The organism is Sporosarcina sp. SAFN-015, assembly GCF_059415085.1.
On record NZ_JBPFDR010000007.1, the window covers coordinates 21,117 to 46,694 of the forward strand.

Genomic DNA, 25,578 nt, shown 5'->3' on the forward strand with positions numbered 1-25,578 from the left:
ATAGAGAAGAATAATTACCCCTTAAACACCCTCCAGTGAAATTTACTCGAGGGTTATTTGGGTTAAGGTAATGTTTTATAATACACGAATTCTGTTCAAAAACTGGTTAACCTTATTAGTAAACCATTATAAATTATCAAGTCATAACTTTCACACTACCCTTGTACATTTCCAACACTTTCCATGGTATAATATAACCAAATAGGGTCTCATGAAAAACGACAAAGAAGGGGAGTTTTGTTATGAGAATTGATAGAGCAATTTTTAGAGATGGGAGTAATGAAGAAGTTGTAATATTAGAAACGATAACTAGCCACGCTGATTACCTAACTATCAAAGAGAATTTGTACTGCGCTATCCCGAAATGTAATTGTAGATTAGTATACGTACCTGAGGGAGTTAAGATAGCATATTTTAAAAAGTGGAAAGGCTATGATCATGTTGAGGATTGTCCATACTACAGGGAGACGATTATGGGTGCGAAATCCTTCCGTATAGTTGGTAAAAATATATCGAGATTACGAGAAGAACATGTGAAAAACGTATTGAACGATACGTTTGATAGGTTTAATGAAACCGAAGAGGAACGTGCGAAAAGATTAGAAAGACAAACTACCAATGCAAGAAAACGAAAAAACAAAGTGATAGAGCGGCAAGACTCTATGGATTTCGAGGACGTATACGTAACTCTTCCGACAACCTCTTTAAATGTAGAAGAAGTTAAAAAAGGTAAAAGAAATCCGACTGTAAAGAAAAGAATGTCATTAGCAGACTTTGTTTTTTCGGATATCGGACTGACAATTAGTACTGTAGGCAATTTAAGAGACGTTCATATAGAAGAAAAGTATTCGCTTGTCGCAATAGTTGATAAGCATGAGCATGTTTACTTCCCGCTTTATCTAGAAGAATTTTTTTATCAGAACTCGTCTCTCAATACTAGCTCGATGATCGAGGGGTTAAAAAAACTTTATGAGGAAAGTGAAGATGAAATTATCGTTACGGTAATTGGGGAAGTAGTTTTTAGGGATGGCCAATTCGGTATGCTTGTAATGGATGAGAAAAAATTGAACTTTAACAGAATGCGCTTACCATCTCTAATATTGTCTAGAACTGCTTTGTTTTGACTTGATTTGAACAATCGTAGCATTACTGCCGTAAAAGGAAATTTCCCGTGGTTCTACAATAGAAATAATTTCAAGTGCAAGGGTATTAATGAATTTTGGATTGTTGCAGAACCTGGCCCTAACATTACTCCTACTAAGCTGGTGAAAACACTGGCGTGATTCAGGTGGAAATAGCGTTTTACGGCGCACTTTCTTCATTATACAACAGAGCAAGTGCTAGGGATGACATCCTAAAAGTGATTGCGCATGAGCTGACGAAAGCGATTAAAGAGAAATTGACTGGAATTTACGGGAATTGGCAAGGGCGAAAATGCGGATTACTGTGCGCAGACTGGTGAAGGTATCCGCCTGATTTGCAGAAGATGGCGGTAGTAACTGTGGCGAAGCAGGCGGAGTTGATGGCTGGGAATATGTAGGTGAAGGGTAATTTCTTATCAAGGATGAAGGGGTGCTTACATGAGTAAAAAAGTAACTGTTAGAAATAATGAATATGGAAAGCTTGATGAGTTAAATGAGGAGACTTATTGGAAAGAACTTGGTTTAAATATTGAGCTAATAAAAGAAACGAAATTTAATAATCTTAACAGTTACTTTGATGCTGATATAAGAAAGCAGAAAAAAAGTGTTTTATTGGAAATATCATCATTTTTATTGTATGAAGAAGAACAAACTGAAAGTGCAGACGAATTGCTTGGTACGGAAGTTTCCGATCATAAAAAGAAATTGTACTTACTGATTAAAGAATTCACCTTCCGAAAGAAAATGACGATACAAGAATATGTTCAACAAGCGAATTTTCAATTGGATTATCTATCTGAAGTCGCTCTTGTTTGGTCGCTTTATGAACAATCCCCAAGTCACTTGTTCGAGATTTTGACTTATCATAATTGGAGAAGCCGAGCATCAAATACACTCTTTACTTACTCCAATAAGCAGGACAAGGAAAAGATATTGAAGATAGCCACCGACAGTAGTAATAGAGATGATTTATGCAATCGCCTTTACAAAAAATCGGGACAAGCAAATGAATACAAAATATACTCTTATGCCAAATTCAGCGATTTGGTTATTTTTCAGTTATATAAAATGATAAACGATAAAACTGTTCCCGATTTTGAGGAGCCGATTAGGAATCGGGAAGTAAAGTCAATCATGTTCGCGGTAAACACAGTGGATAGCACATTGGAAATCAGAGATTATACTTTGAGGGAAAGGGATGCATTATTGGATTTTCTTGCCTCAATGTTTGGCGCGCACTTAAATGAAGTTGCAACGGATCCCTACATAGATTATGATGCAGCTGTTCTAAAAAAATCTATTCTGGGTATTGAACAAGTGAGACCTTCTACTGATGGTATAGTGATTTCAGCTATTACGTTTAGTAAAAGTACTTTACCTAAATCTCCATTAATTCATTTTGAATTGAATGACAGTGATGTTATGGAAGCGGTCTTCCAGGCACATCAAAGCGGGGTTATTGACTTAAGCGATTTAAAGGATATAAAATCACTGAAACTTCAATCAGCAAAAACATCAAGGACCATTCGTGCTATTGCCTTAGAATCCGGGGACGTCCTTTTTTCATTGGATGATAGTGGTCTTGATTCGGAAACTAAAAAACATCTAAGGGAAAGATTTGAAAAAAGATTTTCCATCCCGCTCGATCAACCTATTTCCAATCTACACTTTAATGGAGATATAGAAGAGAAAGTGGATTATTTAATGGGCTTAACCAAAGAAGAACCCTTAGATGATTTGACAAAAGGAACATTTGAGGATTTGTTGAAGAAAAAGGTCATGGTGAGGAAAGAGCATATCGAAAAGTTTTGCACCGTCTGCTGGGAAATATATGAGAGTGAAGAAGAATGCCCAGAATGTGAGGTTGGCCTAAAAAGTAGAAAAAATATTACTTTAGAAATGGACAAGGATAAGGCTGTAAAAGTATTCGAAAGAAAGATCAGAGGATTCTTAGGTTCTCCTTGGTCTAATACAAAAGACGGACGACAAACAATCGACAAAGAAGTATATCAATTTCTTATAGTAGAAGATGAAGATACCGGGGATGAAATTAGATTTTTGGTCACTGATCAACAATTGCCTCTTAAGGTTATAAACAAAATCAATAGAATGGTCATGCCGACTGCTATAGTATATATAGGTTCAAATAAAGTAAATGTTGAGAAATACAATGACAGTTTTATCATCACAAAAAATTATGGCTTTTTTTATACTATGGATAAGACTGAAGAATTCCAGACTTATATGAAAGAGATCTCTTCAGAGTTTCTACGAAGACAGAAACAATCAAGTGCCAAGTCCGCTTTTGAGGCTTATAAATCTCTGGGTATAATTGAAAATAACGACAAGTACACCGCTAATGACTTAGAACACGATGTCTATGCAATTATTAATGATCTCACACATAATTCTACGCAATGGGGATCGAAATTTAGTGGAAAGATACTTCCTGAAGGTGTATTCACTCTTAGTTATAAAACAAAAAGTAAAGAGAAGAAGTGCGCTTACACATACGATTGCAAATTATCTAGATTAGCAACAGGTTATGATTTAAATATCGCTGAACAACGCAAAGCAGAGGACTATATAACCAGGGCCTACGGATCGGACTTCTTAGAGAATTATTTAAGAAGTGATTTGGAAATCACTGCACACTTAATTATATCCAATAATGTCGATGTAAAAAAAATTGAAGCTATGAACAGCTATTTGAAGACAAAACGTATAAATGCTCGTGCTAAACTTATAAAAACAGAAGTGCTGATTAAAATTTATGAATTGTATCTTCTGAATTTCCAAAGTATATCTTCAAGGCCAAACTATTTTAAAAAATCATTGATTAGTTTGTTTGATACAAACGCTGACGAACTCCTTTTGTCCGAAGTTACAACTGAATTCAAGAAGCTTTTAAAAGATGGACTGATTGAACAAGCCACATTGGATATGGAAGCCTTCACAGATGAGATGCTTCAGTCGATGGAGATGGAACGTATCTCAGGCTGATTCAAATTAGTACCATGCACCCGAACACTTCTGAATAGAATGAGTAAGCGAAGATTGGACGAAGAAACGAAGTCGTTTTTCACTTCAGCTATGCCAGCTACAATGAAAAAGCATATGCCCATATCCGGTCATATGCTTTTCATCTTCTATTGGGGGACTCCGCTACTTCCCTAAATTCGAACTTATTCTGTGTCAATTCCTTCCGGATTGAACTTCGTTATAGTAAAACCTGTAAATCCATATATGAGTGCAAAAACTGGAGTTAGGAATGCCAAGAAACAGAAGGGAATGAAAGCCGCTGGACTCACTCCAAGAGTTGCAGCCGCAAAGATAGAATTTATACTCCAAGGAAATAGCGGCGCACTTTGCGTTGCGGTATCTTCAATCGTTCGCGAGAGGTTTTCAGGTCTTACGCCAAACTTTTTATAAAGGGGCCCCATTAAAGTACCAGTGATTGCGGCGGCAAAGCTGATAACACCGCTCGTTCCGACAGTGATATAACTGACGATTACTGTGGATGCAATTAAACCGCCGACAGATTTAATGCGGCTTGCGAAAGCATCAAGTATTGTATTTAGTGCGCCTGAGCCCTGAAGAAGCCCCCCTAAGCCAAGTGCAAGCAGGAATAGTGCAACGATTCCTAACATGCTGGAGACGCCGCCCCGTTGCAGCAAAGAATCCATCACTGCAATACCCGACTCAAAACGATATCCGGTATAGAGTGTGTTTAAAGCGGTGGAGATTGTATTGCCTTGATAAACAATCGCAATAAATGCTCCAGCGAGTGCTGCAACAAAAATTGACGGTACGGCAGGCTTTTTTAGGACAAGCAGAACGATTAAAACAAGAATAGGAATTAAAGGAACAAAACCTATGTTAAATCCTTCATTCAAGTAACCTAAGATTGTGTCGATATCGGACCCGCTTGCGGAACCGTCGCGGGTGAAGTCAATCACCCCAAAAATTACCGCCGTCAGAATATAGGCAGGTACCGTTGTCCAAAGCATGTGTTTGATATGTGTAAACAAATTGCTTCCGGACATTGCAGCCACGATATTTGTAGAGTCTGACAGGGGGGACATTTTATCGCCGAAATATGCACCGCTGATGATTGCACCCGCCGTCATTCCCGGTGGCACGCCTAGTACCTGGCCCATCCCTATTAAAGCAAGCCCTGCAGTGCCCATTGTGCCAAAGGAAGTTCCTGTACCCAATGAGACGATCGAACAAAAGAGAAGGGAAGTGAGCAAGAAAAATTCTGGAGAGACCAACTTTAAACCGTAAAAAATCATTGTCGGGACTGTACCCGCTAAAATCCATGCGCCAATGAGAGCCCCGACAGCCATGATGATCAGAATAGGATTCATGACTTTCCCCATCATTGAGAACATGAATTCTTCAACTTGCTTATAGTTGTACCCTAAGTGCATAACGAACGGGATGATCGAAAGCATAGTAATAAACATCATGATCTGGATAGATGCTTTAAAGACGATCATCCCGATACTGATCATTAAAACTGCAAGAAGAACAAGCATGATTGAATAGCCAAGTGACGGTTTCACTGTCTTCTTCACGTTTTTCACTCCTTTGCGGTTTGGTAGTCTCGTAACACGGCCAGTTGCACTTTTAAAATATATCTCTAAAATCCCTCAGTACCTGAGCATTCGTGCCAACTGGAAGGCCACAGCCCGGTGCGAGAATAAACGGGTGATCCTTTAATGCTTGGATTGTCTTCCGAGCTTCATGGATAACCCTGTTAGAGTCTTGGTCCTTAAATAGTTCTTCGTCCACACCTCCCATTAAACATTTCTTATTCCAGCTAATCGATTCTAGCAATGAAGGATTTCCTTGCGCATTATCCGCCCAATGTATTGAATGGACTGGGTAATCCTTAAAGCGTTCGGGATTAGATTGGGGACCGCACGTATGCATGAGCAGTGAGGTATCTTTCGCAGCCTCTAAAAGCATCAGATCGTATTTGGTTCCGAACTCTTTAAATTCCTCTGGTGAAAGGAAACCGTCACGGGCTAAACCTAATACCGCATAGAAGAATCCGTCTGCACCGGCTTTGATAGCATGTTGAATATAGTTCACTAATGTATCAGTAATCGCTTGCAAGGCGCGGTGTAAATCTTCGGGATGTTCTTCAATCAGATTGGACAGCGGACTTAATTTTCGATCGGCTGAACGACTTGATGCTACAGTTCGATGCCCACACAAATACTCGACAATCGCCATGGGGGTAAAAATCGTCTGCAATACCGGGGTATCCTCACCCGCATTCTCTTTGATCAATCGCGTTGCCTCTAATTGTTCGCCGAATGCTCCTTTGGTAGGGTCCAACTCTTGAATTTTATTTAACTCATCTGCTCCATGAACTAGATGATGTGAAATTGCTGGCACATCGCCAACATAATTATTGAAATCAGATACGTTGCCCCACGCTTCGCCGAATATCGTGGCACGCGGATTAATCTTAATAAAATCCCAATCATAATCTTTTTGAAAATCGATTGTGGCTTGCGCCAAATCAATGGCTGTTTCTTCTCTTCCAACAAAGTGCCCCCACGCTGAAATAGGCGGTCGATCCGCAATTTCTCCTGACAGGACGGCTGAAAACCGCTCCTTTTTACTCCATGTTGACATGTGTAATACCTCCCTTGTAATATGGCTATTCGCTTCATACCGAAGTATAGAAACTGTGTAGTTACCCGCCATCTGAACGAAGAATGAGTCATAAGGCGGGTTCTAATTAAGTGATTGTTAGATAGCGTTTTAATTTAATTTGGCAAGGAACGGCAGTGTCGCATTCGGAAATGTTTTAGAGTATATGCATTAGGATGGGCGGACTTGCCTATTATTCAAGATGGACGAATGATGGAGAAGCACGGAGAGAATGAATTCCCTGATGAATGGGATCAGTTTTGTATAATGATCTCAGGGATTTCCGGTAAGATGCCTAAAGGCAAGAGATTCCATTTTATATTTAAACTACGGATAATGTTTTTGTAGTATAATTTAAATTGTAGCGTGTTGTTCCGTGGGTTAAATGAACGGTATTTGTGTGTGTATTCCTTTCCTGTTTTCGTTGTTGTAAATTGTCCACCCACGGACCGACTCGCTATTTTATCTGTGGATGAAATGAGAGGATTTAATATGAAAAAAAGTAAGAATATAAATGAGATTGTAAATGAAACAATGGAAGAATTTGGACAGGTGAAAGTGCAAACCAAGATCTCTGAGCGCTTGGAAGAATTAGGTATGAGCTTAGTGGAACTTTCAAAGTTAACGGGAATCCGTTATGCTTCTCTAAACGAATTGAAAAACGGAAAGAAAGTAACATTAAACCTTCAGCATCTAATAGCTATTATGATTGCTCTACGAATCAAATCATTCGATCAATTATTAAGCTTAGACTTTATGGAAAATGATATGGAAGAATTGTTTGATAAGGAAGTAATACAGTATGCTGAACAAGGCTTACCGGAAGAAAAGCGCGAACAAATTAGAATGAATGCGATTCGACTTGAGGGCGAGAAAGAACTTCGGGAATTTCAATGAATACATAAAAAATGCTAGGTTCTTATTATAGAGCCTAGCATTTATTAATGTGGATTTCGTTAGTTTAGTTACAACGTTGAGAGGAGCCAGACACCAAATATATTCGATTTGCACGAGTGCCTGGTATCTTTATTAAATCTTATCTTTTAGTGAAGTTCAGTTTATTTCACTTTTAAAGAAACAAGCGCATTGTGTATTGCCTCGAGTTTCGTTTCAAGCCGGTGCAAGAGGTAAAAAGATACAAAGATCGGAAATCCGATTTGTTGTATGAAATTTAGCCATTGTTCCATTTTGAATTCGCCTCCTTATTATAATGCGTAGGGCGGCGTTTTTGCCTCGACAGGCACTGGAGGGCTTGAAAAAAAGGCGCTCTTTGCCTTTTCTTACAAGACCGAAGTGACCCGAGAGGCTGCCGACCGAAGCTGGAATGGGTAAAGAAAAGGCTCCCCAGCCAAGCCGGAGAGCCTTTTCTTATTATGCTTTTACAAGATCTTCTACAGTGCGTTCGACAATGCGGGCGCCTTTTACAGTTGCAAGAAAAGAGCCATCGACTTCAAATACTTGAGCGTCAATAATTTCCTGCATGGCTGCCTCCACTTCGGTCGGTGTTAATCCAGCTCGTGGCTCGTCCACTGTGAGTGAAGTCTGCTTCCCAGCTGCCGTAACGAAGTTCAGTTGTAACGTTTTCGCCATTCTTCATCTCTCCTTTTTAGTTCATTTGTAAATCGCCTTAGTTCATAATGTCTACTGTGTCAACCCGTTCTGCTCCGATGAATGGATATTCGGAGAGCTGTGCCAATTGTGAAAGGGCTTTGTGTAGATCATCTGCCGTTGCACCTTCTGAGATGTTACGATAGGACTTCGATTTTTTGATCATTTTCCCATCCTCCGTCATCCCGCCGTCGAAATACACCTTTCCAACCGCGTTTCTGAATTCGAATGTCGCCATTTGCTTCCCCTCCTTTCACACACTATATAGATTTGAAATGATGAAAAGGATACTTTCTTCGTTTGTCTCATAATGAAAAATACATCAACCCATCGACAAAAAAGTCGAACATGGTTGGTGTTTTTTCATTTCTAAAAAAAAGTTTTTCTTTAAGTATCCTTTTCACGAACTTGAATCTATATAGAGGATGAAGGGACTGGTCATACATTATGAAACGGGGGAATGAACATGAACGGTTGGTTGAAATTACATCGCGCAATCTTGGATCATCCGATATGGCTGGATGCGACGCCTGAGCAGAAGGTAATTATGATAACGATGCTGTTAATGGCGAATTATGAGGAGAAGGAGTGGGAATGGGGAGGAGAGACGTATACGTTGCAGCCTGGACAGTTTGTAACGTCGCTTCCGTCATTAATTCACCGGTGCGGGAGAGGGATGACTGAGGCAAAACTTCGGAGGACGTTAAAAAAACTTGAAACGCTTGGGTTTTTGACAGACAAATCGACGAACAAAAATCGGATCATAACCATTGTCAATTGGGCGTTCTACCAAGGAAACGATGTACATATAGCAGGCAAAAGCACGGGCAGACATCAGACAAAGCACAGACCAAACACAGCTAGTAAGAAAGAAAGAAACAAGAATATAAGAAAAGATCTTTTTGTGAATGAATTCAAATTAGAGCTGACGAAGGGGGAAGCGATATGATTGCGGAAAAAGCGGTACTCGGTTCGATGTTGAAGGAGAATTATTTAATAACAGATTCAGGTTTGGCGGTTTCCCAATTTGCGGGACCGGTACATAAAATGATTTTCCAATCGATGAAGGAGCTGCGAGCGTCAGGAAAGGCTGTAGATCTCGTAACGTTGCTCACAACATTCAGTCCGCAGGATTTGGGCGGCGCGAATTATGTGAAAGACCTTTTGAAGTATGCGCATGTTGAGAAGTTTGATGACCATGTAGGAGCGATGCTCGACGTTTGGCGGGAGCGTGAGAAACAGAATGTACTGCACGTGGCGGCATTGGAGAATTGGCCGATCGATCGAATTATGAGTGAGCTCGATGCACTTCTCGATAATCGGGTGAGCGATCACTCCGCCATATCTGATTTGCTGATGGACGTATACGAAGACCCTTTCATCGAAAAGGAAATTGTGGACGGAGCGCAAGCGGGTATTAGCAAGCTCGATGAAATGACGAACGGTTTCCAGGACGGTGAACTCTCCATCATCGCAGCGCGTCCGAGCATGGGGAAATCCGACGTCATGCTGCATATCGCGAAGTACGCCGGGTGGCAAGGACGTTTGCCGATCATCTTTTCACTTGAAATGGCAGATACGAGTTTGCGGGATCGGTTGATTGCGTCAACAGGCCGTTTTTCGAGAATGCGGATGCGCGACCCCTATCGACTGCTCAGTGAGCCACAAAAAGGGAATTGGGTGAGAACGATTGGAAGGCTGGCAGAGACGAATATCCAGTTTTTTGATCGGAGCAGGCAGACGGTTGCGGAAATGCGGATGAAAGTGCGCAAGATGATTCATGAATATCCGGGTATGAAGCCGTTCATTTTGATTGACTATCTGACGTTAATTCATTCGGAAGATAAAAGCATTACGAAGCATTTGCAAGTTTCTGAGATTACGAAGGAATTGAAGGGGATGGCGCGAGAGTTCAATTGTCCGGTCGTAACGCTTGCACAGTTAAGCCGGGCTGTTGAACAGCGGCATGATAAGCGCCCGCTCATGTCGGATCTGCGGGAATCGGGCTCGATTGAGGAGGATGCGGATGTCATCATCTTTTTATACCGCGATGCGTACTACACGAAGGATGATAACGACAACATCATGGAGCTCATCGTTTCAAAAAACAGGAACGGTCCAGTCGGGACGGCTTACGCTGCTTATAACAAATATACGGGGAGGTTGTTGGGATTGGGACAAACAGTGAGGGAGCTACTTCATGATGCGATTTTTTACGAAGAGCCATTAACTGCACATGCTGTTTACTACGCGTTGCAAAAAGGAATCGTGAAACTGGATGATCTCGAAAGTACGTTACGTTATGAAGAGTTGGATTTTGAGATGGTGTATAAAATGCGGGATGAAAATTGGCTGCAAATGTGTACAATCAAGCTTTTCGTTGTGCCGATGAGCGGGAAACGGTTTGCGATTTATCTAGCACATAATGAGGGAGACGCGAGAGCGAAGCACCATAAAATCTACGGGCAGCTTGCGCAGGAAATCAGAGATGTGAGTAACAAGATGGATGCGGCCTTTTACTATGAAGACACGGGTGAGTTTCGGTGTTTTCGTGAGCTGAAGCGGGAGGCGGTGTGTTTTCCGTATTATGCAGGGGAAGTGTGTGGATGAGGGGTTTGAATGGAGCTAACCACTTGAACAAGTGTATATGACAACCTTCCTATCCATAGCGTATATATTAGTCGTCAATCCACTTATCCTAAGCCTAGGGTGGTCGGCCATTTCCCGATGAAGGGAGGTGGTCGCATGACAGTATATCAAGCACTAATGCTCGTATTCACTTTCGGAGCATTGATTGTAGCAATATTGTCGTTCCACAACAAAAAATAATCCATCCTTGAGTGGGAGCTCAATACGGATGGATTACTTTGCCTAAAGAGCTGATCCCCTTGTAGGGAACCTGCTATTACAAACCGTCTAATGTTAGCAGCATTAGGTGGTCTTTTTAGTTTATTCAATGTGATCAATTACTTGTATCTTATTTTTAGTATAGGACAGCTTATTGGGAGATACAACCAATTTGCATCATAACTTCAAGTGACAGGTTCTCATTGAATTTCGAATTGTTTTAGAACCTGCTACCTTTCACTGTAGGGGACGCTACTCGTTTTCCTCTGAAAAACATGTACGTCATCGCGCTTAAAATTGCAAAAGGTACCTGTGCAAGATTGAATTCAGACAATACACTACAAATGCGTAAAGATGAAATAGAAATGTTGATAGATTGGAATTTCTAAAATATTCATTTACTAATATCCAAAGTGTTTGAATTAACATGAATGTTTCTTGCACAGGTACCGATTTTAACTTCCGATGCGTGGAAGCGGAAATCTATTTTAAAAGCGACATGAAAACGTCCAGTGTCTGCTACGCAAACAATGGACGTTTTGAGAAAATATTTAATCAAGGCCTGCGATGCAAGCCATCATTAACGAATAACTTATTGTGGATTGGTGCGCATAAATAACTCACGGTCCAGTGCATTTACCTTATGGGTAATGTATTTAAGTTCTTTCGTCAAATTATCTTTGACTTGAATGTTCTTGGATAACTCTTCGAAATGTTGGCCTACCCCTGTCAATTTGGATTCTACCGCATCCAACCGTGTATCGACAGCGTCAAATCTTGTGTTCATCTCTGTTTTCAAACCGGCCATTTCTGACTTCATGCTCGTCATTTCAGATTCGATTGAAGACAGCTTGTCCATGACTTTTACCATCATTTCGGTCAATTGATTCTCCATCGGGATCACTCCAGTTCTCTACATTTTATTAAGTATACTATTGATTCCGTAGCGGTTCAATATCATATAAAATTCTCATTTAGTTTCGAAATCATTTCAGAACCTGGTACCCTTCACTTGTTTATTGACGTTCCCATCTAAATTTGTTACAATTCCTCTATTGTTTTTTAAAAAGAATAGAATACCTTGTATAAATTCAAGAATACGGCTTGAAAGTTTCTACCAGCTACCATAAATAGCTCGTCTACAAGGAATGTGAAAGTAATGCAATTTTATATTCCTTTTTTGTAGAAAAAACTTTGTCCTAACTTAGGCCAAAGTTTTTTTATATTATAGGGCATAATAGTATGAACTGGTTGAAAAATGATTCTTGAAACCATGACTATTCATTCTTTACTTTAGCAAATAGGAGATTACAACATGAGAAACTTTTTTAAATTCGCTGAACGGAATACTTCCTATAAGCAGGAAACACTCGCAGGCGTGACAACCTTCCTTTCCATCGCGTATATATTAGTCGTCAATCCACTTATCCTCAGCCAAGCTGGGATGGATAGTGGGGCTGTATTTACGGCAACCGCTCTTACGGCGATTATCGGCACACTGCTTATTGGGTTGCTTGCAAACTTCCCGATCGGGATTGCACCAAGTATGGGTTTGAATTCATTTTTCACTTTTTCTGTCTGTATCGGGATGGGCATACAATGGGAAGTCGCATTAACCGGTGTTTTTATTGCAGGAGTCATTTTCATGTTATTAAGTTTAATGAAAATCCGCGAGAAGATTATTACGATCATCCCATTGGATTTAAAATATGCGATCGCTGCTGGAATCGGATTCTTCATTACATTTATTGGGATGAAAAATGGAGGACTTATTATTTCCAATCCTGATACATTTGTTTCGATTGGAAACTTAACATCACCTTCGACCCTGCTCGCCATTTTTGGCTTGGTCATTACGATTGTCATGTTAGTACGAGGAATACGTGGAGGAATTTTTTATGGAATGATCATCACCACAATTATTGGGATGATGGTCGGATTAATAAATGGTCCTTCACAAATCATTGGAAGTATACCGAGCTTGAAACCAACCTTTGGTGTCGTGTTTTCCCATTTAGATCAGATATTCACCCCTGAATTATTGGCAGTGATCTTCACTTTTTTACTAGTTGCCTTTTTTGATACGGCGGGTGCTTTAATTGCACTGGCCAGTCAAGCGGGAATGATGAAAGGGAATACTGTGCCGAATATAGGAAGAGCATTGCTTGCTGATTCTACCGCTAGTGCAGTGGGAGCTATATTGGGTACATCCACACCTGCGACGAGTGTTGAATCTTCTGCTGGCATTGCAGTCGGTGGTAGAACAGGCTTTACGTCTGTCGTTATTGCTGCTTGCTTTGCGATTGCGTTGTTCTTTTCACCGATATTATCTGTTATTACTTTGGAAGTAACAGCCCCTGCGTTAATTATTGTAGGCGCATTAATGGCAATGGAAATAAGAAAAATAGACTGGAGCAGGCTGGAAATTGTGATTCCATCCTTCTTAACCATAATCATGATGCCCCTCACTTCGAGTGTGGCAATGGGTCTTGCATTTGGTTTTATTCTTTATCCACTTTGTTTCCTAGCACAAAAGCGGTATAAAGAAATTCATCCAATCATGTATGTGCTTGGTTTGTTATTTATCCTATACTTTGCGTTTATCGTGTAGCTTTAGGTAAGGAAATTATTATTAAAATACAAAATGCCATAAACCCTTTATTCTTAAAGGTTTATGGCATTTTTAAATACGATTTCGATAGTTCTTACACTTCAGGCCTAACACCTGTTAATATCGTTTCAACCCCTAACAATTTTAAGGTAGAGCTTAAATTAAAGATATGGTGTGCCACCATTGTATCGACAATCTGGCACCGCCTCAAATCGCACGGCGCAGCAAAAGCAAGAGCTGGCTCCGAATAGCGTGTTTCAGGTATTCGGGGCCAGCATGTGTCCTACTTGGAAAACAGGATATGTGCGGTACGCTCTTTCATAAGATTCAACAAACGGCTCCACTCTTTGCCTTTTGCCGACTTCTCTTTTTTTCCATAAGGGTTTTCGCTCGGATAGATTGCGTAAAAATAGTGCTTGTTGCTCTCCCCGAGCTTGTTGAGGAAAGGGTGGTCCTTGTAGTAACTTGAATTTGCCTGTTTGTCTGTCAGGCGGATCACTGTGCCGACCAGGATCTCCTTTTTACTGCTTGGATCTTTGTAATAGAAGTTCGTGCAAGGTGGATTGCCTTCTTCGTTCCGGCAAGTCGTGTCAGTAATCACCAATTTGTCCATGTCCTTTTTCAGGAATTGAATGGTGAAGCCGTATTTGCTTTCGAATGACTTGATATTCTTCAGTTTTTTTTCCAAAGCTGCTTCGTTCACCGATTCCGGCGTGTTCCAGATGCCGAATGATCCATCCTCAGCGGGGCCAACCCCGGCAATGAACCATTTGCCATCCTGTTCAACCAGTCCGACCCTCGCCTTGTCTGTTCCCGCATAGCCGGTTGAGGTAGCCAAATCGAACTCGACCACATATTCCTTCGTTCTATCCTTGGTTTCCTTTTTGCCAATCACTTTGTACGATTCCACCCATGGACTTGAAACGCCCGTCACCCAGTGGAAACTCTCAAATGTCCCTTTCACTCCAGCCCTTGCATTGTCGGTAAACAATGCATATTGAAGGGCGCCATTCCGTTCCGTCACCGCTTTTGCCCATAGCTCGATTGTTTTATCCGGGGAAGTGGGGACTATGGCTTTTTCCAGCATGGCCAGCCTTTCTTCGGTCAGGGTATTCTTAGCGTACAGCTCCTTATATTCATCGGGGACATGTTTTTCGGAAGGCTTCGCGTAAACAGCAGTTGCCGAAATACTAAAAGCCAATACAAACGCAGTGATTATCGATCTTTTAAGCATGTGAAAGTTCTCCTTAGCAATTTTATTTGACGGCAAAGAAATGCTTTGCCATCCATCCTAAACTAACGGTGGACACCTCTGTACGATTACTCCTATCCGGGAGAATTAATGCAAGGTCAGTACGAAGGACGGCTCGGGGACAGTGTACTCGGCTTCCCATGCGCGGGCACTGTCCAGCAGACATTCACTCCACACGTAGTTGTATGCGTTAGCCATTGTAAAGGTGCCTGTGTAAGACATATTCATATTAATTCAACTAATCTAAATAAAAAACCGTTAGAAAAGAAGATTCCCCGCGAAGATAGCGGCCATCTTTCATAATTATGAAATTGTATTGAATAAATAGATTCCAACCTTGCGCAGGCACCCATCACTAAGGTAAGGTGAGAAATATAGCATAGGAGGGGTTAAGATGAAGTATCGTACATTGAATAACGGCATTGACATTCCAATCGTAGGAAGTGGTACAAATACGTATGGCAAAGAAGGAAACCAATACGTAGGTGCCTTAAGAGGAGACACGCAAGAAATCGACTGGGCCATTGAAAACGGCTACCGTCATTTTGACTCTGCTCAATTGTATGCAAATGAGGAAGTTCTTGGAGATGGGTTAAAGAAGTCATCACTGCCACGTGAAGATTTCTTTATCACGACGAAGCTCAATACATTTGAAGGTTTCGGTGGTGCAGACTGGGCCCATGCCGAGATTGAAAAAAGCTTAGAGAAATTACAAACGGACTATATTGATTTGTTCCTGATCCATAAACCATGGGATGATCATGCTGGGATGTTGGAGGCATGGAGTATTTTAGAAGACTACTATAACCGCGGTGTGTTCAAGTCGATTGGTGTTTCGAACTTTGAAAAAGAACATCTTGATTTACTTCTTGAACAGGGCAGTATTACACCGGCTGTTAATCAAATTAAATCTCAAGTCGGAAATTGGAATGAAGAATTAATTGCTTATAATGAAAGTAAAGGTATTGCAACTGTCGCATGGTCTCCATTACGCGGTATCGATGAAAATGCCAAGCAGGTGTTAGATGAAATCGGCAGCCAATACGGCAAAACATACGCGCAAGTTGTTTTGCGCTATCAAATTGAACGTGATGTCATCGTCATTCCGAAGTCTCATAATAAAGACCGCCAAGCACAATGCTTAGATATCTTTGATTTTGAACTGACTGCAAGCGAACGTGACCGGATTGCTGCTTTATAATGGAGTTTCGGGTACTTGGTTCTCATTGAGCCCGGTACCCTTCATTCATTTTCATTTACATTACTAAAATAGCGAAAAGGAGACTCCGATGACCCTATCTGACCAATTAAAAACAACAATTCAACACTACCTCGATAAACATTACATAGAAGAACTTTCCCCAATCTATCAACTAGAAGAAGACCCCCATGAGCTGTTTGAAGCGGAAATAATCCTCAATGAAAGCCGCCGCAGTTTGAAGGACCTTTTGGAAAATGTGGATGAAACGTTCACGGAAATGCTCCTGCGCAAGATTGATGAAAAAGGGATGACGGACAGCGAAACGTATAAGAGAGCGCGTATCGATCGGAAGCTTTTTTCGAAGATCGGGAATGATCGTGAGTACCGTCCGAGTAAACCGACGGTGATTGCTTTTGCGCTTGCGCTGCAATTGAGTTTGGATGAGACGCACGATTTGTTGCTGCGGGCAGGGTTCGCTTTGTCGCCTAGCAGCAAATCGGATTTGATCATCGAGTTTTTTATTGAACAAGGGAACTATGATCTGTTTGAAATTAATGAAGCGTTGTTTGCATTCGGGCAGAATGTGTTAGGTGTATAAATTTGTCGCTTCGCAAGCGACCTGGCCGTCATTTTGAAATGGTATTCTCAACTTACAATAAGGTTGAGGAGGAAACAACATGAAAACAAGCACGACGGAACTGGTTTTTATTCTGGATCGTAGCGGGTCAATGAGCGGGCTGGAAAGTGACACGATCGGCGGCTTTAACGGGATGCTGGCAAAACAGAAGAACGAGGCGGGAGAGGCGCGCGTCACGACTGTCCTATTTGATGATGCCTATGAAGTGCTGCATGATGGTGTGGATCTGCAAGCCATTCAACCGATGACGAGCAAGGAGTATTACGTAAGGGGTACGACTGCTCTACTGGACGCAATCGGGAAGACGATTCTCCGCATCAGCCATGCGCAAGAGAAGCATGCAGGGAATGTGTTGTTTATCATTACGACGGACGGGTTGGAAAATGCGAGCTGTGAATTCACCTATGAAAAGGTCCGGGAACTCATTGACGTACGTAAAAGCAAAGAAGGCTGGGAATTCATCTTCCTTGGCGCCAATATCGATGCCATCTCAACCGCCAGCCAATTCGGGATTTCAAAAGACCGCGCTGCCAATTTTCACGCGGACGGAGACGGAACAGAACTGAACTACAATGTAATCAGTGAAACGATCAGTTCGTTTAGGGCCAATAGCGAAATCAAGGAAGATTGGAAAGAGAAAATTGAAATGGATTTCAACTCGCGCTGTTCAAAGCGCTAGGTTCTTCTTGAATAGACGTGAAGCCATCAGATTACGTATTCAATATGCCTGAGAGGATAGGGAAACTATGCTCTTGGGCGTTTTTAATTGGTCTTTAAAGCACTGCTTTATATATGGGTGGGGAATTATAGAGGGGTTCGGATAACCTAATAATCTTTCTTTCTCACATGGAACATATTGTAATTGTTGTGGTACTATTCAATTAGTGAAGGTTTCAGTTATAGCGTTTCCGATTGTCGTTATGTTCGTGATCTTATCGATCATACTGCAATGGAAAATGCCGGTTATCAAAGGGAAGTATGGAGAGTGGGTTGTAAAGGCCAAGCTCCGGAAATTAGGGGATGCTGACACGGTCTACCATGATGTGTATATTCCGAATGGAGAGCGGGAAGAAAACAAAAATGCACAATCCGATTCGGCAAAATTACAGCCATGTGCAAGCTTTGCTTACGTACATAGGACAAGCGGAAATGCAGGATGTCCATTCTATCATCGCCTTTTCACTGAGCTCAACCTTTAAATTCAAAAATCGGTATACGGAGAAGGTGAATGCTAAGCGCCATAGTGTTTAAGGCAGGGCGGTGTATGCATCATGCAAGATATGTTGCTTTTAAAAAATACTAGGCTGGAGCTGAATGATCAATGTCTCAGGAGTTTTACGTTGGAATTATTTCCTTTTTACTAGTTACACTTGTTACTCCTATAGTCATTTTCCTATTTAAGCGTTTAAATTTCACGCAACCTATAAGGAAGGAACTACCATCAGATCAACAGCGAAAGAAAGGAACTCCCTTAGCGATAGGAATCGTCTTTTATATAGGTGTGCTGGTCGCATTGTATTTTAAGACCAGCAGTTTAATGCTTCTATTATGTACTGTCTTTCTATTATTTGGTTTTGTTGGTTTTTTAGATGACTTTTGGAAAGCCGCGAGAAAAGACCCTGAAGGTATTTCAGGTAAATCTAAACTGTTTTTTCAATTTCTATTTACGTTTGTTATCTTATATTTATTGATTACTTATTTTGATTTTAACTCCGCGATCATCATTACAAAAGATATATCTTTCTCTTTACCCATGGCATTGTACTTATTAATAATAACACTGTTTATTGTAGGATCAGCTAATGCCGTTAATTTTACGGATGGGATGGATGGACTTTTGGCGAATGTATCTATTCCAACCTTGACTTTCTTTTTCCTAACCAGTAGCTATATTGAAGTTAAAATAATTTCCATAGCCCTTATAGGATGTCTTCTTGGATTTTTACTATTTAATCTTTATCCAGCAAAGGGATTCATGGGTGATACGGGATCTTTAGCATTAGGAGGATTATTGGCTTTCTTATCAGTAATTGAACATGTGGAAATTCTCGTACCTTTCCTCTTTATTATTTATTTCGCGGAAATATTTTCGGTTATTATTCAAGTTCGTTACTATAAACTCACTAGAAAAAGACTATTTATAATGGCGCCAATCCATTATCATTTTCGTAAAAAATACAGATGGTCCGAAAATAAGATAGTCATAATTTTTGGCTTTATTTCCTGGTTAGGTTGTGTTCTTTCTTATTTGTATTGGTATAAATTTATGTAATTTGCTTTTCAAAGTGAAAAGTTCCTACGATAAAAGTGTAACCATAAAAAATAATCCAACCTTGAGTGCCCGCTCATAGTGGATGGATTATTTTAATACCCGGCTGATTCCCCCTTTGAAGGGAACCCGCTATTACTTATTACAGACCGCCTAATGTTGGTAGAATTAGGTGGTCCTTTTTAGTATAAGCGTGTTATTTTTATTATAATACCGTTTTTTCAACAAAAGCACTCTCCAAAACCATTTGACTCAGGAGGAACCCACATGCCCAACCACCAACAACAAATCCTATCCCTCATCGAGGATTCACAGGATTTCACGTACCTACATAACCACTTTAACCGCTTCAATCCGTTCAAAGTACTCCAAGTCGATAATTATGAAATCCGTCATTCCAATGTGTTGGGGTGGCTGATGGATCCGCGGCAGAATCATGATTTGGATTCTTACTTCATCAAGAAGTTGATTGCGAAAGTCTTTGTCAATCCTGCGAATTATGATGATGAGGACAAGATTGCGAATTATGATGTCCTTCAGTTGAGCCGCCAGTCGTATCATGATCTCATCGTGTATAAAGAGTTGACGACGCCAAACAGGAAACGAATCGATCTGTTGGCAATCTCTGACTTGCATCAAGTGGCGTTCCTGATAGAAAACAAGTTTTGGTCGAATGAATCGGAGGGGCAGCTTGAAGAATATATCGAGTTTGTCCGGATGGCTTATGATGGCTATAAAATCATTCCGGTGTTTTTGACGTTGCAGGATGAGGAGCCAACGCATGAGGACTATTTGATGCTTGGTTATTCGGATGTGTTGGACATCCTTAACAATATGACGGATGCGAATAAAGAGTATATGCATCCAGACGTGCATTCTTTCATTTCCTATTACATCGATATTTTAGAGGATCAGTTGGTTCAAAATAATGAGCTGAATGAGAAAGGGATGGCTCTATATAAAAACCATAAGGAAGCTGTTGACCTCCTTGCTGGTGCTGGAAAGGGAAGGATGGTAGAGAGCAGTTTTGCGAATGAATTGAGCCAGATTTACAGTCAATATAAGGAGACGATTGACTTTGTCGTAAAGGTCGGCAGCAGCTTCTTACGGGAGGCATTTATTCGATTTGCCCGAAAGTTGGACTGGCCGGAGCATTTGTATACGCCCCATTTCCGTGTGCCGCACTTCATTGAGCAGACGTGGGACGAGCTGTTTGACGAGAACGACTTGCGTAAGAAATGGTGGATGAATAAGGGACTGATTGCTTGGTTTGAACAGGTGGAAGACCGTTTGAAACTGACCGTGCAGGTGGGTCCGTTACATCATGAAAATCGAGTGCGGCTTTTACAGGCGTTAAAGGTGAGAGGCGTCAACGTAAAAGAGTACGCTTTTGAAGAAGGAAGACAGTATACAAATATTTATATGGATGCAGATCGTCCGATTTCGTGGGAAGATATCGATGCGTTAGTTGAATCCATGCTGCGGCTGTACGAGAAGGAATCCTTTCAGTCTTTCTTACGAATAAGCAATGAGGCGGTTATAGTGGCAACTGACGATAGCCTTCCGATCATTGACGTTACTGAAGTAGCGATTTCCTCTCCTTTAGAAAAAGCTTTTACTCAGTTTGTGAATGAACAGCGGATTGCATCTGATTATTATAATGTCAATCATACCGTGCCTAGTTTTATGGAACCTGAGTGGACGCAGTTGCCTTCGGAGTACCAAGTGACAGAAAAGTACTGGCTCGGCTATCCATTTATTGCTTGGTTTGAAAGACAGAATTTGAAGGTCCGGTTGATCGTTGAGGTAGGTCCGCTCCCACAGAGGGAAAGAACTCATTTATTGAAGAGCTTGGAGGAACAAGGCATTCCTGTCCGGGCGCTTGCTTATGAGGAAGGAAGACGTTTTACTCGTATTTATTCCAAGGCAGTGCCTGTTGAGAATTTGGAGGATGCTGCAGAGCTAAAAACGGCGATGGATGCGTTGGTTGCTCATAAAGGTTATGCAGCTTTTAGAGATGGGGTTGCAAAGGCGATTGCGGGTTTGAATATGAATAAGCTGTAGAATGTAGCTGAGTTTAAAAGGAGGGATTCAGATGTACAATACTGTATCCAGCTTTTTAATTCCGTAACATTGGGGTATGTATTGATTGAAATTATGAAGTAGGGAGAGCAAACAATGGCTTATATTTTATTAATTGTTGGATTTGCATTGTTAATAAAAGGAGCAGACCTCTTTGTTGACGGGTCTTCTAATATTGCAAAACTGCTTCGGGTTCCGTCTATTTTAATTGGGTTAACGATTGTGGCTTTTGGAACAAGTTCACCGGAAGCGACTGTCAGTATTATTGCAGCACTGGAAGGAAGTGCAGATGTTTCACTGGGTAACGTAGTCGGAAGCAATATTTTTAACATTACCCTTGTTGTAGGTGTAGCTGCTTTTTTATATCCGTTGAGAGTTGAAAGTGAAACCATTCGAAAAGAAATCCCATTTACCTTACTCGCAAGTGCGGCATTGCTAATTCTCATGAGTGATATTTCTTTGCAAGGGTCCACTAGCAACTTGCTTACACGAAGTGATGGATTTATCTTTTTATTGTTTTTATCCATCTTTATGTACTATATAATTGAACTCGGCCTGAAAAGCCGAAAAGATACAGCTGGTGATCCAGTTCCTGAGAACATCAAATGGGGTAAAAATATAGTAATTACCGTGTTAGGATTGGCTGCAATAATCTTTGGAGGAAATTTGGTAGTAAAAAACGGAACAGAAATTGCTTACTCCCTTGGGATGAGTGAAACATTGGTGGGGTTAACGATCATTGCAATTGGCACATCCTTACCCGAACTTGTCACATCCATCTCTGCGGCACTGAAAAAAGAAAGTGAAATTGCGCTAGGGAATATTGTCGGGAGTAACATTTTTAACATTCTTTTTGTACTAGGTGCATCGGCTACGATTTCTCCATTAGCGGTCAATGATAAGATTTTCATGGATGTCATTCTGATGATTGCGCTGACTATCGTATTATTGATTTTCTCAAGAACGAACTTCAAGATTGGAAAGCGAGAAGGAGCAGTGCTTGGCATCGCCTACATCATTTACATGGCGTATATTATCATACGGAATTAATAACAGGGACCACAATTCGTATAAGACTCTTTTTCCTGCTAGAAATGAGGTCTGCCCACAACAGGAGCAGACCTCTCTCTCATACAAGCTTCTTAAAAGGATGAAAGAACAACCGAACGAAAAGCACAATAAAAATACACATCGAAATGAAAAACAAAATTCGTATCGGTAACCATTCCGCCCATAGGCCGGCAATGAATAGACCTAACGGAAGGGTTAACTTCATTAACATGGATGAGGTTCCCGCGACTCTTCCAAGTAAATGATTCGGTGTGAATTCCTGGCGAATTGTAAAGTAGACGATATTGGAAAGTGTCGTTGAGAACGTCCGGATCGCAAGGGAGATGCCGATTGTCCACCACGTCTGTGCGAACAACAGCAAGCACATGGAGAGAATGTCAAAGACGAGCGAGTATGTATAAATGACGCCACGGCCGAAACGTTTGCGGATCCTGCTGATGACGCTTGCGCCGATCAGTCCGCCGATTGCAGAGATTGTAAACATGAAACCGACTTGCTTGGAATCGGCACCGAGCTGATCTGTGGCAAAGAAGATGAGGACGCCTATGACGAGACTGGATGCGAAATTACTGAAAAGCACCGTGATGGTTGGTGTTAATAGAATTTTATTGTTAAATAGCTCGACGATCCCCTCCTTCATATCCTTCCAGATTGAATGCGACGAGTCCTCCCGTTTCGCAGTTGGAGGGACATTCAAAAATTGCATGAATACGTACATGATCAATAGACAAACAAGGTAAATCGTTAACGTCGACGTATAGGAAAATACGGCGATCAGTACACCTGCAATCCCCGGGCCAATCATCCGTATCAGCGTATCAATGAATGACAGCTTGGCATTTGCTGATGTCAGCTGGTCCTTGGAAACGATTTGGGGAAGTACTGAGTGATTGGCATTACCGAACGTATACCCCGCAGAGGACAAGACAAAGCCGAGGATGTATAAATGCCACAGTTCAATATGATTTGTCAGCAGCAACGTGACGATTCCACACATTGAAACCACTTGAATGAAGCTTGTCCACACCATCATTGTCTTCCGATTTAGCCGGTCGACTAGCGCCCCTGCAAGCATTCCTAAAAAGATATTCGGAAAAAATTCAATCGCCCGCATCATGCTCATCGCCAATGCGGATCTGCTTAGATCGTAAATTAGCAATGGAATCGCAATGCTATACATTTGCATTCCAAAACTCGCTATCGTGGAGCTCCCCCATAACAGCATGAAATTCCTATTTTTAAACAGTGAAAGCTCTGAAGCAACTGCCTTCATTTTCATCCCTCCGATTGTTCTGCCGCATAGAAGAAGTGTAGAATAAGAAAAGGTGCATTAAAAGTGTCCGTAAATTATTTTACAGTTCACCTTTTATCGAACTGGATGAAGGAGGATGGCTTGTGAAGTATGTGGATCATTTGCTTGAATTGACGAAGCATTTTGCAGAAGGCATTGAAGAGGAAACATCAGTCTCCTCTCTTGCTGCTATTTTGAATTGTTCGGAACGACATGTGAAAACGGTTGTGAACGTATTGCATAGCGAAGGGGCCATCAAGTGGATTACGCAAAAGGGGAGAGGGAAGAAGCCGAAAATCACAATCCGGTTTACAAGAGACGAAATTTTATTGAACCAGACAAAAGAGATGGTTCGGGCTGGGCGATATCAGGATGCGTTTTCGCTTGTGGAATCAATGGGGGAGCAAGGGAAAAAGAAGTTTCAACAATGGTTTACCAAAGATTTAGGGCTCGCACACCAAACGGAAAATAATCAGGACTTGGATATTTTACGCTATCCGTTTTATGAAACAAGATTGGTCATGGATCCCATGAGGATTATTTCCCGTCACGATGGCCATATGGTACAGCAATTATTTGATCGACTTGTCGAATACGATGCCGAAACTAACGAGTTAACGCCGGGCATTGCTCATCATTGGGAGACGAAAGACGGGAAACAATGGACGTTTTATCTTCATAAAGGAATCACTTTCCATCATGGGAGGGAGTGTACTTCCTCAGACGTCAAGTCAACGTTCGATAGGTTAATGGAGGAAACATGGCTTTTTGCGAATATCGAAAGGGTGGACGCTTATAGTCGGACCGTTGTTCATTTCATTTTAAAAGAAGTGGATTTTTTATTCCCACGCATGTTGGCGGGGGTAAAGGCTTCTATCGTACCGATTGAGATAGTCAACGACAATCCCGAGAAATTTAAAGAATTCCCTGTCGGCAGCGGTCCGTATCGATTGACGCAGAATGATGAAAATATCATTAGGTTAGAAGTAAATCAATCGTATTTTTCAGCTAGGCCTTGGCTGGATGAAATACATATTATTAAAACGCCTTCTCATTATGAAGAGGAAGCAATTCATCCATTTGTATTAAAAGCTCCTGATGCTACTTGGAAACAAGTAAAGCGAATGGAGGATGGAGCGAGTTACGTTATGTTTAACTGTTTGAAAGAGGGACCATTTCAGCAAGAAGCCCTTCGGCAGGCGATTTGCACGAGACTTCAACCGGAGAAAATTCGAAACGAAGGGCTGGATAATGAAGTTGCGGCGGTGAGCTTTCTATCTAGCCATTCCCAAAACGCTAGTTTGAATAAAATCAGTGGGAAAATTCGTTATGAAGGCCCCCCGCTACAAATTGCCGCACAGCAAATTCGACCGGGTGCTAATCATGAGAAGGCGGCAAACCATTTGCAAACCGAACTGCTTAAAATGGGGATTGAGTCGACAGTCGATGTAGTTGATATTCATCAAATCGTCAGTGATGAAAGCATGGCAACCTATGACCTGTTTGTAGGAGGAATTGCATTAGGGAAAGACCGTTTATTATCCCTGCTTACTGCCTTGCAGTCCAATGAGCTCGTAATCTATTCGTGTTTGAACGAGCAGATGAAGAGTACTGTAGATGAGAAAGTCAGGGCAATCAGAAGTGCTCAAGCAGAATCTGCGCGGTGGGATACTTACTTTGAACTCGAATCGGTTTTGAAGTCGAATTATGCAATTTTCTTTTGCAATCACCGTTTCCACACGGTCTATGAGCCGAAAGAAAACCCTTATGTCAACATTGAACTTAATAGCCACGGAAGAGTGGACTATCGGAAAGTTTGGAGGAAATAATGATCGGACTCAATGACGGTCTTTTCGATTATGATTCTCTAGCGATAATTCGATTTTATATCGACGAT

23 protein-coding genes, 1 pseudogene and 1 riboswitch are annotated in these 25,578 nt (G+C 41.2%); of the genes and pseudogenes, 16 read left to right on the forward strand and 8 right to left on the reverse strand.

Features of this window, described 5'->3' with window-relative positions:
- The first annotated feature begins 242 nt into the window (after positions 1–242).
- From ACR65H_RS12830 to ACR65H_RS12840, 3 genes and pseudogenes are all read left to right on the forward strand, one after another.
- A complete protein-coding gene (locus tag ACR65H_RS12830) occupies positions 243–1,124 on the forward strand; it encodes a hypothetical protein (RefSeq protein WP_440500731.1) in 882 nt (293 codons plus the stop codon).
- 140 nt (positions 1,125–1,264) lie between these two features.
- A pseudogene (locus ACR65H_RS12835) lies at positions 1,265–1,540 on the forward strand (type I restriction enzyme endonuclease domain-containing protein); the annotation flags it as partial.
- 40 nt (positions 1,541–1,580) lie between these two features.
- A complete protein-coding gene (locus tag ACR65H_RS12840; protein ID WP_440500732.1) occupies positions 1,581–4,145 on the forward strand; it encodes a hypothetical protein in 2,565 nt (854 codons plus the stop codon).
- 182 nt (positions 4,146–4,327) lie between these two features.
- Here the strand turns inward: ACR65H_RS12840 and nhaC are convergent, their stop codons facing one another.
- Together nhaC and ACR65H_RS12850 are read right to left on the reverse strand one after the other, a co-directional pair.
- On the reverse strand, positions 4,328–5,722 hold the full coding sequence (gene nhaC / locus ACR65H_RS12845) for a Na+/H+ antiporter NhaC (protein WP_440500733.1): 1,395 nt from the start codon (positions 5,720–5,722) through the stop codon (positions 4,328–4,330).
- A gap of 52 nt (positions 5,723–5,774) precedes the next feature.
- Positions 5,775–6,794, reverse strand: coding sequence for a uroporphyrinogen decarboxylase family protein (locus tag ACR65H_RS12850; protein ID WP_440500734.1), 1,020 nt, complete (start codon positions 6,792–6,794; stop codon positions 5,775–5,777).
- A gap of 510 nt (positions 6,795–7,304) precedes the next feature.
- On the opposite strand from ACR65H_RS12850, the gene ACR65H_RS12855 reads away from it, so the two are divergent.
- Entirely contained in the window at positions 7,305–7,709 is a 405-nt protein-coding gene (locus ACR65H_RS12855; protein WP_440500735.1) for a helix-turn-helix domain-containing protein, read from the forward strand.
- Between the two features lie 161 nt (positions 7,710–7,870).
- On the opposite strand, the gene ACR65H_RS12860 is transcribed toward ACR65H_RS12855, so the two are convergent.
- The 3 genes from ACR65H_RS12860 to ACR65H_RS12870 form a co-directional block, all read right to left on the reverse strand.
- The gene (locus ACR65H_RS12860; protein WP_317946147.1) at positions 7,871–7,999 is read right to left on the reverse strand and encodes a YvrJ family protein; all 129 of its coding nucleotides are present in this window, start codon (positions 7,997–7,999) and stop codon (positions 7,871–7,873) included.
- A 184-nt stretch (positions 8,000–8,183) separates the two neighbouring features.
- Positions 8,184–8,402: a DUF2922 domain-containing protein gene (locus tag ACR65H_RS12865; RefSeq protein ID WP_440500737.1), complete on the reverse strand. Its 219-nt coding sequence runs from the start codon at positions 8,400–8,402 to the stop codon at positions 8,184–8,186.
- 37 nt (positions 8,403–8,439) lie between these two features.
- On the reverse strand, positions 8,440–8,658 hold the full coding sequence (locus tag ACR65H_RS12870; RefSeq protein ID WP_440500739.1) for a DUF1659 domain-containing protein: 219 nt from the start codon (positions 8,656–8,658) through the stop codon (positions 8,440–8,442).
- Between the two features lie 228 nt (positions 8,659–8,886).
- On the opposite strand from ACR65H_RS12870, the gene ACR65H_RS12875 reads away from it, so the two are divergent.
- From ACR65H_RS12875 to ACR65H_RS12885, 3 genes are all read left to right on the forward strand, one after another.
- The gene (locus ACR65H_RS12875; protein WP_440500740.1) at positions 8,887–9,369 is read left to right on the forward strand and encodes a hypothetical protein; all 483 of its coding nucleotides are present in this window, start codon (positions 8,887–8,889) and stop codon (positions 9,367–9,369) included.
- Positions 9,366–11,030, forward strand: a complete 1,665-nt coding sequence (locus tag ACR65H_RS12880) for a replicative DNA helicase (protein WP_440500742.1) — start codon at positions 9,366–9,368, stop codon at positions 11,028–11,030. Before ACR65H_RS12875 ends, ACR65H_RS12880 begins: the two co-directional genes overlap by 4 nt.
- Positions 11,031–11,165: 135 nt before the next feature.
- On the forward strand, positions 11,166–11,249 hold the full coding sequence (locus tag ACR65H_RS12885; RefSeq protein ID WP_440500987.1) for a putative holin-like toxin: 84 nt from the start codon (positions 11,166–11,168) through the stop codon (positions 11,247–11,249).
- A gap of 610 nt (positions 11,250–11,859) precedes the next feature.
- On the opposite strand, the gene ACR65H_RS12890 is transcribed toward ACR65H_RS12885, so the two are convergent.
- Complete coding sequence (locus ACR65H_RS12890) at positions 11,860–12,162, reverse strand: hypothetical protein (protein WP_440500743.1); 303 nt, start codon at positions 12,160–12,162, stop codon at positions 11,860–11,862.
- A gap of 166 nt (positions 12,163–12,328) precedes the next feature.
- Positions 12,329–12,429, forward strand: a riboswitch (purine riboswitch).
- A 153-nt stretch (positions 12,430–12,582) separates the two neighbouring features.
- Here ACR65H_RS12890 and ACR65H_RS12895 point away from each other — a divergent pair.
- Positions 12,583–13,878, forward strand: a complete 1,296-nt coding sequence (locus ACR65H_RS12895) for an NCS2 family permease (protein WP_440500745.1) — start codon at positions 12,583–12,585, stop codon at positions 13,876–13,878.
- A 283-nt stretch (positions 13,879–14,161) separates the two neighbouring features.
- On the opposite strand, the gene ACR65H_RS12900 is transcribed toward ACR65H_RS12895, so the two are convergent.
- A complete protein-coding gene (locus tag ACR65H_RS12900; protein WP_440500747.1) occupies positions 14,162–15,112 on the reverse strand; it encodes a hypothetical protein in 951 nt (316 codons plus the stop codon).
- Between the two features lie 412 nt (positions 15,113–15,524).
- Between ACR65H_RS12900 and ACR65H_RS12905 the strand changes: the two genes are divergently transcribed.
- From ACR65H_RS12905 to ACR65H_RS12935, 7 genes are all read left to right on the forward strand, one after another.
- Positions 15,525–16,331: an aldo/keto reductase family protein gene (locus tag ACR65H_RS12905; RefSeq protein ID WP_440500748.1), complete on the forward strand. Its 807-nt coding sequence runs from the start codon at positions 15,525–15,527 to the stop codon at positions 16,329–16,331.
- An 88-nt stretch (positions 16,332–16,419) separates the two neighbouring features.
- The gene (locus ACR65H_RS12910) at positions 16,420–16,929 is read left to right on the forward strand and encodes a hypothetical protein (RefSeq protein ID WP_440500749.1); all 510 of its coding nucleotides are present in this window, start codon (positions 16,420–16,422) and stop codon (positions 16,927–16,929) included.
- 79 nt (positions 16,930–17,008) lie between these two features.
- Positions 17,009–17,647, forward strand: coding sequence for a vWA domain-containing protein (locus ACR65H_RS12915; protein WP_440500751.1), 639 nt, complete (start codon positions 17,009–17,011; stop codon positions 17,645–17,647).
- 205 nt (positions 17,648–17,852) lie between these two features.
- A complete protein-coding gene (locus tag ACR65H_RS12920; protein ID WP_440500752.1) occupies positions 17,853–18,167 on the forward strand; it encodes a hypothetical protein in 315 nt (104 codons plus the stop codon).
- 122 nt (positions 18,168–18,289) lie between these two features.
- Positions 18,290–19,240 carry a phospho-N-acetylmuramoyl-pentapeptide-transferase gene (gene mraY / locus ACR65H_RS12925; protein WP_440500753.1) on the forward strand — a complete coding sequence of 317 codons (951 nt, stop codon included), beginning with the start codon at positions 18,290–18,292 and terminating at the stop codon, positions 19,238–19,240.
- A gap of 264 nt (positions 19,241–19,504) precedes the next feature.
- Positions 19,505–21,301, forward strand: a complete 1,797-nt coding sequence (locus tag ACR65H_RS12930) for a PDDEXK-like family protein (RefSeq protein WP_440500754.1) — start codon at positions 19,505–19,507, stop codon at positions 21,299–21,301.
- 114 nt (positions 21,302–21,415) lie between these two features.
- Positions 21,416–22,369 (forward strand): calcium/sodium antiporter, encoded by a 954-nt coding sequence (locus ACR65H_RS12935; protein ID WP_440500756.1) that lies wholly within the window; start codon positions 21,416–21,418, stop codon positions 22,367–22,369.
- 79 nt (positions 22,370–22,448) lie between these two features.
- On the opposite strand, the gene ACR65H_RS12940 is transcribed toward ACR65H_RS12935, so the two are convergent.
- Positions 22,449–23,663, reverse strand: a complete 1,215-nt coding sequence (locus tag ACR65H_RS12940) for an MFS transporter (protein ID WP_440500758.1) — start codon at positions 23,661–23,663, stop codon at positions 22,449–22,451.
- A 122-nt stretch (positions 23,664–23,785) separates the two neighbouring features.
- On the opposite strand from ACR65H_RS12940, the gene ACR65H_RS12945 reads away from it, so the two are divergent.
- Positions 23,786–25,510 (forward strand): ABC transporter substrate-binding protein, encoded by a 1,725-nt coding sequence (locus ACR65H_RS12945; RefSeq protein ID WP_440500759.1) that lies wholly within the window; start codon positions 23,786–23,788, stop codon positions 25,508–25,510.
- The last annotated feature ends 68 nt before the right edge of the window (positions 25,511–25,578 follow it).

Excerpts from the sequence above, each read along its gene's own strand:
- ACR65H_RS12870 (WP_440500739.1), bottom strand. The coding sequence starts at position 8,658 with ATGGCGACATTCGAATTCAGAAACGCGGTTGGAAAGGTGTATTTCGAC.
- ACR65H_RS12910 (WP_440500749.1), top strand. The coding sequence starts at position 16,420 with ATGACCCTATCTGACCAATTAAAAACAACAATTCAACACTACCTCGAT.
- mraY (WP_440500753.1), top strand. The coding sequence starts at position 18,290 with ATGTCTCAGGAGTTTTACGTTGGAATTATTTCCTTTTTACTAGTTACA.
- ACR65H_RS12900 (WP_440500747.1), bottom strand. The coding sequence starts at position 15,112 with ATGCTTAAAAGATCGATAATCACTGCGTTTGTATTGGCTTTTAGTATT.
- ACR65H_RS12865 (WP_440500737.1), bottom strand. The coding sequence starts at position 8,402 with ATGGCGAAAACGTTACAACTGAACTTCGTTACGGCAGCTGGGAAGCAG.
- ACR65H_RS12905 (WP_440500748.1), top strand. The coding sequence starts at position 15,525 with ATGAAGTATCGTACATTGAATAACGGCATTGACATTCCAATCGTAGGA.
- ACR65H_RS12885 (WP_440500987.1), top strand. The coding sequence starts at position 11,166 with ATGACAGTATATCAAGCACTAATGCTCGTATTCACTTTCGGAGCATTG.
- ACR65H_RS12860 (WP_317946147.1), bottom strand. The coding sequence starts at position 7,999 with ATGGAACAATGGCTAAATTTCATACAACAAATCGGATTTCCGATCTTT.
- ACR65H_RS12840 (WP_440500732.1), top strand. The coding sequence starts at position 1,581 with ATGAGTAAAAAAGTAACTGTTAGAAATAATGAATATGGAAAGCTTGAT.
- ACR65H_RS12915 (WP_440500751.1), top strand. The coding sequence starts at position 17,009 with ATGAAAACAAGCACGACGGAACTGGTTTTTATTCTGGATCGTAGCGGG.
- ACR65H_RS12895 (WP_440500745.1), top strand. The coding sequence starts at position 12,583 with ATGAGAAACTTTTTTAAATTCGCTGAACGGAATACTTCCTATAAGCAG.
- ACR65H_RS12935 (WP_440500756.1), top strand. The coding sequence starts at position 21,416 with ATGGCTTATATTTTATTAATTGTTGGATTTGCATTGTTAATAAAAGGA.
- ACR65H_RS12880 (WP_440500742.1), top strand. The coding sequence starts at position 9,366 with ATGATTGCGGAAAAAGCGGTACTCGGTTCGATGTTGAAGGAGAATTAT.
- ACR65H_RS12940 (WP_440500758.1), bottom strand. The coding sequence starts at position 23,663 with ATGAAGGCAGTTGCTTCAGAGCTTTCACTGTTTAAAAATAGGAATTTC.
- ACR65H_RS12830 (WP_440500731.1), top strand. The coding sequence starts at position 243 with ATGAGAATTGATAGAGCAATTTTTAGAGATGGGAGTAATGAAGAAGTT.
- ACR65H_RS12850 (WP_440500734.1), bottom strand. The coding sequence starts at position 6,794 with ATGTCAACATGGAGTAAAAAGGAGCGGTTTTCAGCCGTCCTGTCAGGA.
- ACR65H_RS12890 (WP_440500743.1), bottom strand. The coding sequence starts at position 12,162 with ATGGAGAATCAATTGACCGAAATGATGGTAAAAGTCATGGACAAGCTG.
- ACR65H_RS12930 (WP_440500754.1), top strand. The coding sequence starts at position 19,505 with ATGCCCAACCACCAACAACAAATCCTATCCCTCATCGAGGATTCACAG.
- ACR65H_RS12875 (WP_440500740.1), top strand. The coding sequence starts at position 8,887 with ATGAACGGTTGGTTGAAATTACATCGCGCAATCTTGGATCATCCGATA.
- ACR65H_RS12855 (WP_440500735.1), top strand. The coding sequence starts at position 7,305 with ATGAAAAAAAGTAAGAATATAAATGAGATTGTAAATGAAACAATGGAA.